The sequence below is a fragment of the Streptomyces sp. NPDC012827 genome (assembly GCF_042900905.1).
Taxonomy (GTDB): Bacteria; Actinomycetota; Actinomycetes; order Streptomycetales; family Streptomycetaceae; genus Streptomyces; species Streptomyces gulbargensis.
Map to the genome: position 1 here is coordinate 237,192 of NZ_JBIBBY010000002.1, position 13,756 is coordinate 250,947.

Below are 13,756 nucleotides of genomic sequence, written 5' to 3' on the forward strand. Positions count from 1 at the left end.
ACCCTGCGGTGCACAGCCCGCCGGGGGAAGGTCGGCGCCCACCATGCACGTCACGCATCTCTCGCTGGCCGACTTCCGCTCGTACGCCCGGGTCGAGGTCCCGCTCGACCCGGGCGTCACCGCGTTCGTGGGCGCCAACGGCCAGGGCAAGACCAACCTGGTCGAGGCCGTCGGCTACCTCGCCACGCTCGGCAGCCACCGGGTCGCCTCCGACGCGCCGCTCGTCCGCATGGGCGCCGAGCGGGCGGTCATCCGCGCCGCCGTCACCCAGGGCGAGCGCTCCCAGCTGATCGAGCTGGAACTCAACCCCGGCCGCGCCAACCGCGCCCGTATCAACAGGTCCTCGCAGGTCAAGCCGCGGGACGTGGTGGGGATCGTGCGGACCGTGCTCTTCGCGCCGGAGGACCTCGCCCTGGTGAAGGGCGACCCCGGCGAGCGCCGGCGCTTCCTCGACGAGCTGATCACGGCGCGCGCGCCGCGCATGGCGGGCGTGCGCTCCGACTACGAGCGCGTGCTCAAGCAGCGCAACACGCTCCTGAAGTCGGCGGCCATGGCCCGGCGTCACGGCGGACGCGGCATGGACCTGTCCACCCTCGACGTCTGGGACCAGCACCTGGCCCGCGCCGGGGCCGAGTTGCTCGCCCAGCGCCTGGACCTCGTCCACACCCTCCAGCCGCTCGCCGACAAGGCGTACGAGCAGCTCGCGCCCGGGGGAGGGCCGGTCCTGCTGGAGTACCGTTCCTCCGCTCCGGGCGCCGGACAGAGCCGGGAGGAGCTGTACACCCAGCTGCTCGCCGCCCTCGCCGACGTCCGCAAGCAGGAGATCGAGCGGGGCGTCACCCTCGTCGGACCGCACCGGGACGACCTGCTGCTCAAGCTCGGGGACCTGCCCGCGAAGGGGTACGCCAGCCACGGCGAGTCCTGGTCCTATGCCCTCGCGCTCCGCCTCGCCTCGTACGACCTGCTGCGCGCGGAGGGCAACGAGCCGGTCCTCGTGCTCGACGACGTCTTCGCCGAGCTGGACGCGCGCCGGCGCGAGCGGCTGGCGGAGCTGGTGGCCCACGGCGAGCAGGTGCTGGTGACGGCCGCGGTGGACGACGACGTACCGGAGGTCCTCGCCGGGGCCCGGTACGCGGTGGCCGGAGGAACAGTGGAGCGAGTATGAGTGACGAAACTCTCCCACAGGCTGTGGACAAGTCGGCGGCGCCGGAGCCCTCGGGTGTGGACCTCGCCCGGGTCGCGCTGCGCGCCGCGAAGGAACAGGCGCGGGCGCGGGGCGCGGCGGCCCAGCAGAAGAAGCAGGCGCGGCGCGGCGGCGGCCTGCGCTCCGGGGCGCGGGCCGACGGCCGGGACCCCATGGAGCTCGGCGCCGCGATCAACCGGCTCATCACCGAGCGCGGCTGGGAGACCCCGGCGGCGGTCGGCGGGGTCATGGGCCGCTGGCCGCAGATCGTCGGCGAGGATCTGGCCAAGCACTGCGTACCCGTGCGGTACGAGGAGGAGCCGGACGCGCGCGTGCTGACCGTGCAGTGCGACTCGACGGCCTGGGCGACACAGTTGCGGCTGCTCGCGCCGACGCTGGTCGCGCGGCTGAACGAGGACCTGGGGCACGGGACGGTCCGGCTCATCAAGGTGCTGGGCCCGGGCGGGCCGCGGCGGGGTTACGGACCGCTGCGGGCGCCGGGGTCGGTGGGACCGGGGGACACGTACGGGTAGGGCACCGACGGCCCTCCCGCACGGCGCCCTCCCGCACGGCGTCTTCCCGTACCGCGCCCCTCTTGTACGGGGCCTCCTGCACGGCGCCCGCTTGTACCGCGCCCTCCCGCAGGGCAGCCCGCTCCACGGCGCCTTCCCGTACGGCACTTCCCCGTACGGTGCTTCCCGAGGACCCCGCTCGTGCCGCCCCTGGTGGTGCGGGCCGGTTCTCGCGGGCAGGACCCGCTGCAGGGCGCCGCCCCGCGGAACCGGGACCTCGTGGCACGGGTCCTACAAGGGGGGCGCCGGCGCGCAGGGGCGTCCGTTCCCCCCGGCGCGAGGCATGCCCCGCGGCCCCGTCCCGGGGCGCGTGTCCGCGACGCCGAACCGCGGCGGCCGCCCCTCGGCGCACACCGCTCGGGACTCCTGAGACCGGTTGCCCACAACCGGTCACCGCTCGAAGCGCTAGGTGGCCGTCAGGGGGCCCTGGAGCCCCTATCCGGATATGGGGAGTCGTCTCGGGGCCGCGCAGGGCGGCACATGAGCATTCAGGTACCGGCAAACCCCCATGACTGTCGGCGCTACCGGTAGACTGGGAGGCAATCCCGCCACCCCGCGGAACATGTCGAACGACGCAGCCGCTCCCGCATGCCCGGAGACGGCCTGTGCTGTGCCAGAAAGGGCGCTTCGTGGCCGATTCCGGCAACCCCAACGAGAACAACCAGTACACCGCCAGCAACATCCAGGTACTCGAGGGTCTGGATGCGGTGCGCAAGCGCCCTGGCATGTACATCGGCTCGACCGGTGAGCGCGGTCTGCACCACATGGTGCAGGAGGTCGTCGACAACTCGGTCGACGAAGCCCTGGCCGGGCACGCGGACACCATCGACGTCACGATCCTCGCCGACGGCGGCGTGCGCGTCGTCGACAACGGCCGTGGCATCCCGGTGGGCATCGTGGCCTCCGAGGGCAAGCCGGCCCTCGAGGTCGTGCTGACCGTGCTGCACGCGGGCGGCAAGTTCGGGGGCGGCGGCTACGCGGTCTCCGGTGGTCTGCACGGCGTCGGCGTCTCCGTCGTGAACGCCCTGTCCACCAAGGTCGCCGTCGAGGTGAAGACCGACGGCCACCGCTGGACGCAGGACTACAAGATGGGCGCTCCGACCGCGCCCCTCGCCCAGCACGAGGCGACCGAGGAGACCGGCACGTCGGTCACCTTCTGGGCCGACCCGGACATCTTCGAGACGACCGAGTACTCCTTCGAGACGCTCTCGCGCCGTTTCCAGGAGATGGCCTTCCTCAACAAGGGCCTGACGATCACGCTCACCGACGAGCGGGAGTCCGCGAAGGCCACCGTCGGCGCCGACGACCCGGACTCCGAGGCCGCCGCCGAGCCCGCCGCCCGCACCGTGAAGTACCACTACGAGGGCGGCATCGTCGACTTCGTGAAGTACCTCAATTCACGCAAGGGCGACCTGATCCACCCCACCGTCATCGACATCGAGGCCGAGGACAAGGAGCGTCTGCTCTCGGTCGAGATCGCGATGCAGTGGAACTCGTCGTACAGCGAGGGCGTGTACTCCTTCGCGAACACGATCCACACCCACGAGGGCGGTACGCACGAGGAGGGCTTCCGCGCGGCGCTGACGACCCTCGTCAACAAGTACGCGCGCGAGAAGAAGCTGCTCCGCGAGAAGGACGACAACCTCACGGGTGACGACATCCGCGAGGGTCTGACCGCGATCATCTCGGTCAAGATCGGCGAGCCGCAGTTCGAGGGCCAGACGAAGACCAAGCTCGGCAACACCGAGGCGAAGACCTTCGTGCAGAAGGTCGTCTTCGAGCACCTCACCGACTGGTTCGACCGGAACCCGAACGAGGCCGCGGACATCATCCGCAAGGGCATCCAGGCCGCCACCGCGCGCGTGGCCGCGCGCAAGGCCCGCGACCTGACCCGCCGCAAGGGTCTGCTGGAGTCGGCGTCGCTCCCGGGCAAGCTGTCCGACTGCCAGTCGAACGACCCGACCAAGTGCGAGATCTTCATCGTCGAGGGTGACTCCGCCGGCGGCTCGGCGAAGTCCGGCCGGAACCCCATGTACCAGGCCATCCTGCCGATCCGCGGCAAGATCCTGAACGTGGAGAAGGCCCGGATCGACAAGATCCTGCAGAACACCGAGGTCCAGGCGCTGATCTCGGCCTTCGGCACCGGGGTCCACGAGGACTTCGACATCGAGAAGCTCCGCTACCACAAGATCATTCTGATGGCGGACGCCGACGTCGACGGCCAGCACATCAACACCCTCCTGCTGACCTTCCTCTTCCGCTTCATGCGCCCCCTGGTCGAGGCCGGTCACGTCTACCTCTCCCGCCCGCCGCTCTACAAGATCAAGTGGGGCCGCGACGACTTCGAGTACGCCTACTCGGACCGGGAGCGGGACGCGCTCGTCGAGCTCGGCAAGCAGAACGGCAAGCGGATCCGCGAGGACTCGATCCAGCGCTTCAAGGGTCTCGGCGAGATGAACGCCGAGGAGCTGCGCATCACCACCATGGACCAGGAGCACCGCGTGCTCGGCCAGGTCACCCTCGACGACGCCGCCCAGGCCGACGACCTGTTCTCGGTGCTGATGGGCGAGGACGTCGAGGCCCGGCGCTCGTTCATCCAGCGCAACGCCAAGGACGTTCGCTTCCTCGACATCTGAGTCGGTCTCAGCTGACCGTACGAAAGGACTGAAGACCAGCAATGGCCGACGAGAACACCCCTGTGATGCCCGAAGAGGAGCCGACGGTTCCGGGCGTGGGCATGCGCGTGGAGCCCGTGGGGCTCGAGACCGAGATGCAGCGCTCGTACCTCGACTATGCGATGTCCGTCATCGTGTCCCGCGCGCTGCCCGACGTACGGGACGGCCTCAAGCCCGTCCACCGTCGCGTGCTGTACGCGATGTACGACGGCGGCTACCGGCCCGAGAAGGGCTTCTACAAGTGCGCCCGCGTCGTCGGTGACGTCATGGGTACGTACCACCCGCACGGCGACACCTCGATCTACGACGCGCTCGTCCGCCTCGCCCAGCCCTGGTCGATGCGGATGCCGCTCGTCGACTCCAACGGCAACTTCGGCTCGCCGGGCAACGACCCGGCCGCGGCCATGCGCTACACCGAGTGCAAGATGGCGCCGCTGTCGATGGAGATGGTCCGGGACATCGACGAGGAGACCGTCGACTTCCAGGACAACTACGACGGCCGCAACCAGGAGCCGACGGTCCTGCCGGCCAGGTTCCCGAACCTGCTGGTCAACGGCTCCGCCGGAATCGCCGTCGGTATGGCCACCAACATCCCGCCGCACAACCTGCGCGAGGTCGCGGACGGCGCCCAGTGGTACCTGGCCCACCCCGAGGCCTCCCACGAGGAGCTCCTCGACGCGCTCATCGAGCGCATCAAGGGCCCCGACTTCCCCACCGGCGCGCTCGTCGTCGGCCGCAAGGGCATCGAGGAGGCGTACCGGACCGGCCGCGGCTCCATCACCATGCGCGCCGTGGTCGAGGTCGAGGAGATCCAGAACCGCCAGTGCCTGGTGGTCACGGAGCTCCCCTACCAGGTCAACCCGGACAACCTCGCGCAGAAGATCGCCGACCTGGTGAAGGACGGCAAGATCGGCGGCATCGCCGACGTCCGCGACGAGACCTCGTCCCGGACCGGCCAGCGCCTGGTCATCGTGCTCAAGCGCGACGCCGTGGCCAAGGTGGTCCTCAACAACCTGTACAAGCACACCGACCTCCAGACCAACTTCGGCGCCAACATGCTGGCGCTGGTCGACGGCGTGCCGCGCACCCTGTCCCTCGACGCGTTCATCCGCCACTGGGTGACGCACCAGATCGAGGTCATCGTGCGCCGGACGCGGTTCCGGCTGCGCAAGGCCGAGGAGCGCGCCCACATCCTGCGCGGCCTGCTGAAGGCCCTGGACGCCATCGACGAGGTCATCGCCCTCATCCGGCGCAGCGACACGGTCGAGGTGGCCCGTGAGGGCCTCATGGGGCTGCTGCAGATCGACGAGATCCAGGCCAACGCGATCCTGGAGATGCAGCTCCGCCGGCTCGCCGCCCTGGAGCGCCAGAAGATCGTCGCCGAGCACGACGAGCTCCAGGCGAAGATCAACGAGTACAACGCGATCCTGGCCTCGCCGGAGAAGCAGCGCGCCATCGTCAGCGAGGAGCTGGCGGCGCTGGTCGACAAGTTCGGTGACGACCGCCGGTCCAAGCTGGTGCCGTTCGACGGCGACATGTCCATCGAGGACCTGATCGCCGAGGAGGACATCGTCGTCACGATCACGCGTGGCGGCTACGTCAAGCGGACGAAGACCGAGGACTACCGCTCGCAGAAGCGCGGCGGCAAGGGCGTGCGCGGCACGAAGCTGAAGCAGGACGACATCGTCGACCACTTCTTCGTCACCACGACCCACAACTGGCTGCTGTTCTTCACCAACAAGGGCCGGGTCTACCGGGCCAAGGCGTACGAGCTGCCGGACGCCGGCCGGGACGCCCGCGGGCAGCACGTGGCGAACCTGCTGGCCTTCCAGCCGGACGAGCAGATCGCCCAGATCCTGGCGATCCGCGACTACGAGGCCGCGCCGTACCTGGTGCTCGCGACCAAGGCCGGCCTGGTGAAGAAGAGCGCGCTGAAGGACTACGACTCGCCGCGCTCGGGCGGTGTCATCGCGATCAACCTGCGCGAGCGCGAGGACGGCAGCGACGACGAGCTGATCGGCGCCGAGCTGGTGTCCTCCGAGGACGATCTGCTGCTGATCTCGAAGAAGGCGCAGTCGATCCGGTTCACCGCGACGGACGACGCCCTGCGTCCGATGGGACGAGCCACGTCCGGCGTCAAGGGGATGAGTTTCCGCGAGGACGACGAGCTGCTCTCGATGAATGTCGTCCGGCCCGGTACGTTCGTCTTCACCGCGACCGACGGTGGCTACGCCAAGCGCACCGCCGTCGACGAGTACCGCGTCCAGGGACGTGGCGGTCTCGGCATCAAGGCTGCCAAGATCGTCGAGGACCGCGGTTCGCTCGTGGGCGCGCTGGTGGTGGAGGAGACGGACGAGATCCTCGCCATCACGCTGTCCGGCGGTGTGATTCGTACGCGAGTCAACGAAGTCAGGGAGACCGGCCGTGACACCATGGGCGTCCAGCTGATCAACCTGGGCAAGCGCGATGCCGTCGTCGGCATCGCACGGAACGCCGAGGCCGGCAGCGAGGACGAGTACGTCGAGAACACTGTCGACGCCGAGACCGCCGCTGAGGTGGCCGAGGCCGGGTCGGGCGAGGGCGCGGAGCCTTCGGCCGGGGAGCACGAGGAGTAGAGCGTGAGTGGAGCCACGGGCGCCGGATCGGCGGCTGCCGGAGCTTCTGCTGGTGCCGGAGCGAACGGTGCCCGTGGCTCCGCCACGGACTCCCAGGGGGTTGCGGTGACGGACACCCGGGGGCAGGAGCCCCCGTACGAGAGCTACAGCGGGCCGCTGCCCGGCGAGCGCCCGCAGTCGGGCCGGACGGGCGGGCCCTACCACCCGCCGCAGGCGTACGGCGCTCCGGCATCGGACGGCCCGTCGGGCACGGCGGCGGTGCGGGTGCCGCGCACGGGCGCGCGCACCACGCCGCGGACGCGCAAGGCGAGGCTGCGGGTGGCCAAGGCCGACCCGTGGTCGGTGATGAAGGTGAGCTTCCTGCTCTCCATCGCGCTCGGCATCTGCACGGTCGTGGCCGCGGCGGTGCTGTGGATGGTCATGGACGCCATGGGCGTCTTCTCGACCGTCGGCGGGACGATCAGCGAGGCCACGGGCTCGAACGAGTCCAACGGCTTCGACCTGCAGTCGTTCCTGTCGCTGCCGAGGGTGCTGATGTTCACCTCGGTGATCGCGGTGATCGACGTGGTCCTGATGACGGCCCTGGCGACCCTGGGCGCGTTCATCTACAACCTGTCCGCCGGTTTCGTCGGCGGCGTGGAACTGACGCTGGCCGAGGACGAGTGACGCGCGCGGGGGCCGTCCGGGAACGGATTTTGGGACTGGCCCCCACGTGCGCTAATCTTCAGGAGTCAGCGCGCGGGACACACACCGCAGAGCGCGGCGGGGCTATAGCTCAGTTGGTTAGAGCGCATCCCTGATAAGGATGAGGCCACAGGTTCAAATCCTGTTAGCCCCACATTTCTGATCGACCCGGACGGTTCCTCCGTCCGGGTCGATCTGTTTGAGCGGGGTTTGAAGCGAGGGCGCGAAGCCCGTCCAGGTCACCGATCGGTATCGGTCGATGTGTAGAGTGGGCGTCAGAAGTCTCCTACGTCAACGAAAGACGAGGTCGCGCGGTGAAGAAGCTTCTCCTGGTCGCACTGGCCGCCATCGGCGGGCTCCTCGTGTACCGCCAGATCCAGGCGGATCGCGCCGAGCAGGACCTGTGGACGGAGGCGACCGACTCCGTGCCCGCAGGTTCCGGTGTCTGAGGGACACAGACGCACACATTCTGTGGGTGAGGCCCCGGCCGCGCGTGAGCGCCGCCGGGGCTTCGCTGTTCCCGGGCCGGCCGCGTGCGCGTCTGCGCCCGCAGGCGAAGCGGGACGAATCCACCGCGTAGGCGGACAGGGGTGCCGCGGCCGGGGCAGGATGGACCGTCGCCACGACCGCACCCGGTCCTCCGGGTCCCGGTGCTTCGGCTTCCGGGCGGGGCGCGGCGGGCGGTGAGGCGGCGGAGACGGACGAGGAGTGGCGCGTGAGGACGCAGACCGGGGCGCGGGGCAGGGTGCGGGGCAGGACCGGCGGCCTGGCCGCGGCGCTCGCGGCGACGGCCCTGGTGACGTGTCCGCCCGCCGCCGCGGCGACCGCCGCCGAGGGGAACGGCGCCGCCGCCGTCCCGCCGTACGCCTTCGACGGCGCGGCCGAGTGGATCCAGGGCGCCGCCACCAGCCTGGACGCGCAGGTCCTGCGGCCGGGGCGGACGTACCGCGACACCCTCCGGAAGGACGGCAAGGTCTACTACCGTCTCGACCTCGGCACCGACCGGAACTCGTACGTCTCCGTGGTCGCCGTGCCGAAACCCGGCGGCACGGTGGAGTACGGCGACGGCGTGAGGATCACCATCCAGGACGGCTCCAGCAACGAATGCGGTTACCAGGAGGCCGACTTCGGGTCCGGCGAGTACGCCCGGCCGCTCGCCGCGTACGCCCGGCGCGTGCTGCGGGACGACCTCACGAGCTGCCGGTCCGCCGGCGCCTACTACGTCCTCGTCGAGCGCGAGTCGGCCGCGGGCTCCGCGCAGGACGACTGGGAGCTGGAGCTGCGGCACGTCACGGAGCCGCTCCTGAAGAAGGCCGGACCGACCGCGCTGCCGGAGGTGTGGCCCTCGGCGACGCCCGCGCCACCGGGCGGCGGCCAGCAGAGGCGGCAGGGCGGCGCCGGCTTCCACGAGGCCGTCTCGCTGCGCGAGGGCGAGTGGCGGGCCGACATCAGGCCCGGCCAGACGCTGTTCTACCGGGTGCCCGTCGACTGGGGGCAGCAGCTGTTCGCCACGGCCGAGCTGGGCAGCAGCACCAAGGCGGACGACTCGGTGAGCAACGCCCTGACGCTCGCCCTGGACAACCCGGCCCTCGGGTTCGTCCAGATGGAGACGGTCGGCTACGACGGCGAACCGAGCACGCTGGAGTTCGATCCACTGCGGCCGGTGGCCCACGAGAACCGCGGATCGTACGAGAACGCCACCAGCGGCATGCGGTTCGCCGGCTGGTACCACCTGACGGTCACCCTCAGCCCCGAGGTGGCCGCCGCCTACGGCGACGGGCCGATTCCGCTCACCCTGCGCGTCAACGTGACCGGAGACGCCCGCCCCGCGCCCGCCTACGACGCCGATCCGGGGATCTTCGCGGTGACCGACGACGACCGGGAGGCGGCGGCCAGCGGTGCGAGCGGGGCGACGGCGCCGGCGTCGAGCGGGACCATGAAGGCCGTCGCCGCGGCCGGCCTCGGCACCGGGACGGTGCTGCTCCTCGGCCTCGGGGCGTGGGCCCTCCTGGCCCGTCGCAGGGCGGCCTGAGCGGCTCCCGCCGTCAGATCCGCGTCAGGGCCCAGAAGCCGACCGCGAGGGACACCAGCGCGAGCAGGAGGACCGGGACCGCCACCTTCGGGGGCGGTCCCGGCCGCCGTGCGGGGGTGGCGGGTGCCGCCGGCGCCGGGGGCGGGCCGTGGAGCACGGCGGCCGTGGGGGCCCGGTGGACGGAGGGCGCCGGGCGGGTGACCGGCGGGGGCAGAGGGAAGCTGCCCGTCTCGGACGGCCCGGGCACCGGCGCGGGGGCCGGAACCGGCGGGTACGGGTACGGGTACGGCGGCTGGGGAACGGGCGCCGGCCCGGGTGAGGGCGCGGCGGCGGCCGGAGGGGGAGCGGGGGGTGACGACGGGGGCGGCACGGCTCCGGGGGCGGCCGGCGCCGCGACACCGGGCGGGTTGACGCGCGGGTCAGGGGCCGGGTCGGCGCGCGGGTCACCGGCCGGTGCCCGGGTGGGCCCTTCCGGGCCGAAGCCGGCCGGCAGCGGGCCGAGCTGGTCGAAGATCTCTACCGGCTCGTCACCGGGGCCCGGCGCGGGCAGCAGCTCGACGGCGGCGCTCAGCGCCTTCCGCGCGCCCGTGGCCGTCCGGAAGCGGGCCTGCGGGTCGGGCTGGAGCAGGCCGGCGAGCACCTGCCAGAGCGGCTCGGGGATGCCCTCGGGGGCGCTCGGGGTGCCGTGGGCGAGGTAGTGCCCGACGAGCGCCTGGGAGTCCGGCCTGCGGCCCTGCAGCAGATAGAGCGCGACCAGGCCGACGGCGAAGAGGTCGGCGGGGAAGTCGGGTTCGGCGCCGAGGAGTTGCTCGGGGGCGAAATATCCGGGGGTGCCCACCACGTAGTCGGTCTCGGTGAGCCGCGGTTCGCCCTTGCGCATGGAGATGCCGAAGTCGGACAGCCGCAGGTGCGGGCGCCCGGTGCCGGTCGCCTCCATGAGGATGTTGGCGGGCTTGATGTCCCGGTGGACGACGCCCTCCGCGTGGACCGCGGCCAGACCGGACAGCAGCTGGTCGAGCAGGGCGCACACGAAACGCGGCGGCAGCGGGCCGTAGTCCCCGATCACGTGGGCGAGCGAGCCGCCGGCGACGAGGTCCATGGTGAACAGGACCTTGTCGTCGTCGGCGGCCCAGCTGGCGGGGGCGAGCACGTGCGGATGGTCGATCCGCAGAGCCTGCTCCCGGACGAAGCGGAGCAGCGTGTGGGCGTCGCTCTGCAGGAGCACCTTGGCCGCCACGTACCGGCGCCTCCGGTGGTCCCAGGCGCGCCACACCGCTCCGGCCCCGCCCCGGCCGATCGGATCGATCAGCTCGTACCGGCCGGCGAAGACCTCACCCATCGTGCTGCGCCCGCTCCCCGTCGTTCCGTTCCGGGCCGGCGGTCCGCCGGCACCGCGTCAGTTCTGGTGCGACTCGTAGTGGGCGACCGCGTCGGCGGTGCGCCCGGCTCCGTAGACCCGGAGGAACTCTGCCAGTTCCGGGTGGGCCGGGGCGAGCGAATCGGCGGCGTCGAGGATGTCGCCCGCGGCGGCGACGGACCGCAGCAGCGACTGGATCTCGCGGACCACCCGGCGGACGGTGGGGGCGCCGGAGGCGGTGGTGGTCTGCCCGGTGCCGGTGAGGACGGAGCCGCCCTGCGACTTCTTGATCTCCTCCATGCGGTCGGTGGCCTCGGCGGCGCTGACACTGCCGTCGGCGACCTGGACCGCGAGCTCCTGGAGGGCCTGGACGCGCTGGACCACGGCCGGGTTTCCGATCTTCGCGCGCTGGCCGCTCATCAACTGGGAGAGCATGGGCGCCGAGAGCCCGAGCACGGCGGCGAGCCGGGCCTGGTTGAGCCCGAGGTCGTCGATCAGGCGGCGGAAGAGCGCCCCCAGCGGCTCTCCGTACCAACTGCGCTGAAGCTCCCTGGCTCTGGCCGTGGCTTCCTGCTGCGCTGCGTCCATTCCTTCTCCCCATCCCTGCGGTTCGCCACTGCGAACCTTGAACAGCATCTTACGGAGCGTGGTCGTCCACCGGGAGTCCCAATCCTTTTGCCGGGCATGGGGGGTGACCCGGTACGCTGTTCTCGTTCCGGGGCCTTAGCTCAGTTGGTAGAGCGCTGTCTTTGCATGGCAGATGTCAGGGGTTCGACTCCCCTAGGCTCCACCCCGTACACCCCTTCTTACCTGCGGAAACGCGGTACGAGGGGGTGTTGTGCATTCCGGGCCGTAGCCGGTCGCGGAGGAGCCGGGCTCCCTGGGCGAGCGGCCGGTCCCCACGGGCCGCAGAGATGCGCGGGGTGTCCGCCCTCTCCTTCGTACGTCCCCGGGTGCCGGGGATCGGGTTCCCGACCGCGCCGGCGCCGGTTGTCGGCGTACCGGTTCACCCGCCCGGCCGGGCCCGTCCGTCGCGCACCGGGCCTCCGCGCCGCTCGGTGACGCCGGGCGAAGTGTTTGCATGCGCACTGAAAGCGCGAGAGGTCCCGATCGTCACATTATGGGGACAAGCTGTGGAGATCCTGTGGTCGTGTTCATGATCGCAACGACACCTCGGGGAGGGGAAGACGGTTCTCCGCCATCTCCGCTCCGGCCTCGCGCCCCGTCCTCCGCCACTATCCTCGGCGGTGAAATGGCCCAGGTTTCCACGGGGTCAATGGACCGGGTTCGGTGGGCCACCCGGCCCTAGCGTCGTGTTCATGCCGAACGCCTTCCCGCAGATCGCTCGGGCACCCCGCGCCCTGCTCACCGCTCAGCTCGCCAACTCCGTCGGTGACGGCGCCTTCTACGTCTCCTCGGCCCTCTACTTCACCCGGGTCGTCGGTCTCTCCGCCGTCCAGACCGGTGCCGGGCTCGCGGTCGCCTGGGCGGTCGGCTCGGTCGCCGGAGTACCGCTCGGGCACCTCGCCGACCGGCGCGGCCCGCGCGGCACCGCCGTCCTGCTCGCCCTGACCACCGCCACGGCCGTCACGGCCTTCCTCTTCCTCGGCTCCTTCGCCCCCTTCCTCCTGGCGGCCACCCTCTACGCCACCGCGCAGAGCGGCCTCGCCGCCGCCCGCCAGGCCCTGCTCGCCGGGCTCGTGGAGCCCGCCGCCAGGACGGCCGTCCTGGCCCGGCTCCAAGCCGCGCTGAACGCGGGCCTCGCCGTCGGCGCAGCGCTCGGCGGACTCGCCCTGCATGCCGGGACGGCCACCGCCTACCGCGCGGTGTTCGCGCTCGACGCCGCCGGGTTCGTGCTCTGCGCCCTCGTCCTGAGCCGGCTTCCCGAGGTGCCGCCGTCGCCGGCCCCGCCGGACGGAGCACCCCGGTTCGCGGTCCTCCGCGACCGCCCGTACGCCCTGCTCACCCTGCTCAACGCCCTGATGCTGCTGCGGCTGCCGCTGCTCAGCCTCGCCCTGCCGCTGTGGATCGCCGAACGGACCGCGGCCCCCGGCTGGTCGGTCTCGGCCCTGTTCGTGCTCAACACCGGCGCCGTGACGCTCCTCCAGGTCCGCGCCGCCCGCTCGGTCACCGACCTGGCCACCGCCACGCGCGCGGTGCGCGGCGCCGGGGCCGTCATGCTCGCCTCCTGCGGGGTCTTCGCCCTGTCGGCCGCCCCGGGTCTCGGCGTGGGCGCGGCGTTCGCCGTCCTCGTCCTGGGCGCGCTCCTGCAGGTCCTCGCCGAGATGCGGCACTCCGCCGGCTCGTGGCAGCTCGGCTTCTCCCTCGCGCCCGCCGCGCGCATCGGTCAGTACCAGGGCTTCTACGGCACCGGTGTCCCGATCGCCCGCACCCTCGGCCCGCTCCTCGTCACCACGCTGCTCATCGGGTGGGGAACGCCCGGCTGGCTACTCCTGGGCGCGATCTTCCTGGTCACAGGGGTGGCGACCGGACCCGCCGCACGCTGGGCGGAGCGCACCCGGGCGGCCGAGGGCACACCGCAGCCCGCGGGCGTCGCGGGCGCCCACTGATCCGGACGGGTGGTGTTCATCGGAAGAACTGCGCGGGCGCGGCGTCGCTCCCCGGAATCCCGGGGTGC

At 71.8% G+C, this 13,756-nt stretch carries 10 protein-coding genes and 2 tRNA genes; 10 read left to right on the forward strand and 2 right to left on the reverse strand.

From position 1 onward, the window contains the following. Nucleotides 1-43: 43 nt before the first annotated feature. The 8 genes from recF (at nucleotide 44) to ACFY60_RS04515 (ending at nucleotide 9,761) form a co-directional block, all read left to right on the forward strand. Complete coding sequence (gene recF / locus ACFY60_RS04480; protein WP_388609862.1) at nucleotides 44-1,165, forward strand: DNA replication/repair protein RecF; 1,122 nt, start codon at nucleotides 44-46, stop codon at nucleotides 1,163-1,165. Then, the gene (locus tag ACFY60_RS04485; RefSeq protein ID WP_388609859.1) at nucleotides 1,162-1,716 is read left to right on the forward strand and encodes a DUF721 domain-containing protein; all 555 of its coding nucleotides are present in this window, start codon (nucleotides 1,162-1,164) and stop codon (nucleotides 1,714-1,716) included. Before recF ends, ACFY60_RS04485 begins: the two co-directional genes overlap by 4 nt. A 644-nt stretch (nucleotides 1,717-2,360) precedes the next feature. After that, nucleotides 2,361-4,391: a DNA topoisomerase (ATP-hydrolyzing) subunit B gene (gyrB, locus tag ACFY60_RS04490; RefSeq protein WP_309050549.1), complete on the forward strand. Its 2,031-nt coding sequence runs from the start codon at nucleotides 2,361-2,363 to the stop codon at nucleotides 4,389-4,391. Between the two features lie 41 nt (nucleotides 4,392-4,432). Then, a complete protein-coding gene (gyrA, locus tag ACFY60_RS04495) occupies nucleotides 4,433-7,045 on the forward strand; it encodes a DNA gyrase subunit A (RefSeq protein ID WP_388609857.1) in 2,613 nt (870 codons plus the stop codon). Nucleotides 7,046-7,150: 105 nt separating this feature from the next. After that, nucleotides 7,151-7,711: a DUF3566 domain-containing protein gene (locus ACFY60_RS04500; protein ID WP_388609855.1), complete on the forward strand. Its 561-nt coding sequence runs from the start codon at nucleotides 7,151-7,153 to the stop codon at nucleotides 7,709-7,711. A gap of 98 nt (nucleotides 7,712-7,809) precedes the next feature. Beyond that, nucleotides 7,810-7,883, forward strand: a tRNA-Ile gene (locus ACFY60_RS04505). A 160-nt stretch (nucleotides 7,884-8,043) separates the two neighbouring features. Then, complete coding sequence (locus ACFY60_RS04510; RefSeq protein ID WP_003958712.1) at nucleotides 8,044-8,178, forward strand: DLW-39 family protein; 135 nt, start codon at nucleotides 8,044-8,046, stop codon at nucleotides 8,176-8,178. A 266-nt stretch (nucleotides 8,179-8,444) separates the two neighbouring features. After that, nucleotides 8,445-9,761: a hypothetical protein gene (locus ACFY60_RS04515; RefSeq protein ID WP_388609853.1), complete on the forward strand. Its 1,317-nt coding sequence runs from the start codon at nucleotides 8,445-8,447 to the stop codon at nucleotides 9,759-9,761. Between the two features lie 13 nt (nucleotides 9,762-9,774). Here the strand turns inward: ACFY60_RS04515 and ACFY60_RS04520 are convergent, their stop codons facing one another. Continuing rightward, a complete protein-coding gene (locus tag ACFY60_RS04520) occupies nucleotides 9,775-11,100 on the reverse strand; it encodes a serine/threonine-protein kinase (protein ID WP_388609852.1) in 1,326 nt (441 codons plus the stop codon). A gap of 57 nt (nucleotides 11,101-11,157) precedes the next feature. After that, nucleotides 11,158-11,706, reverse strand: a complete 549-nt coding sequence (locus tag ACFY60_RS04525; RefSeq protein ID WP_345280345.1) for a DNA-binding protein — start codon at nucleotides 11,704-11,706, stop codon at nucleotides 11,158-11,160. A gap of 129 nt (nucleotides 11,707-11,835) precedes the next feature. On the opposite strand from ACFY60_RS04525, the gene ACFY60_RS04530 reads away from it, so the two are divergent. Both ACFY60_RS04530 and ACFY60_RS04535 read left to right on the forward strand, forming a co-directional pair. Further along, a tRNA-Ala gene (locus ACFY60_RS04530) sits at nucleotides 11,836-11,908 on the forward strand. Between the two features lie 529 nt (nucleotides 11,909-12,437). Beyond that, nucleotides 12,438-13,688: an MFS transporter gene (locus ACFY60_RS04535; RefSeq protein WP_388609850.1), complete on the forward strand. Its 1,251-nt coding sequence runs from the start codon at nucleotides 12,438-12,440 to the stop codon at nucleotides 13,686-13,688. Nucleotides 13,689-13,756: the final 68 nt, after the last annotated feature.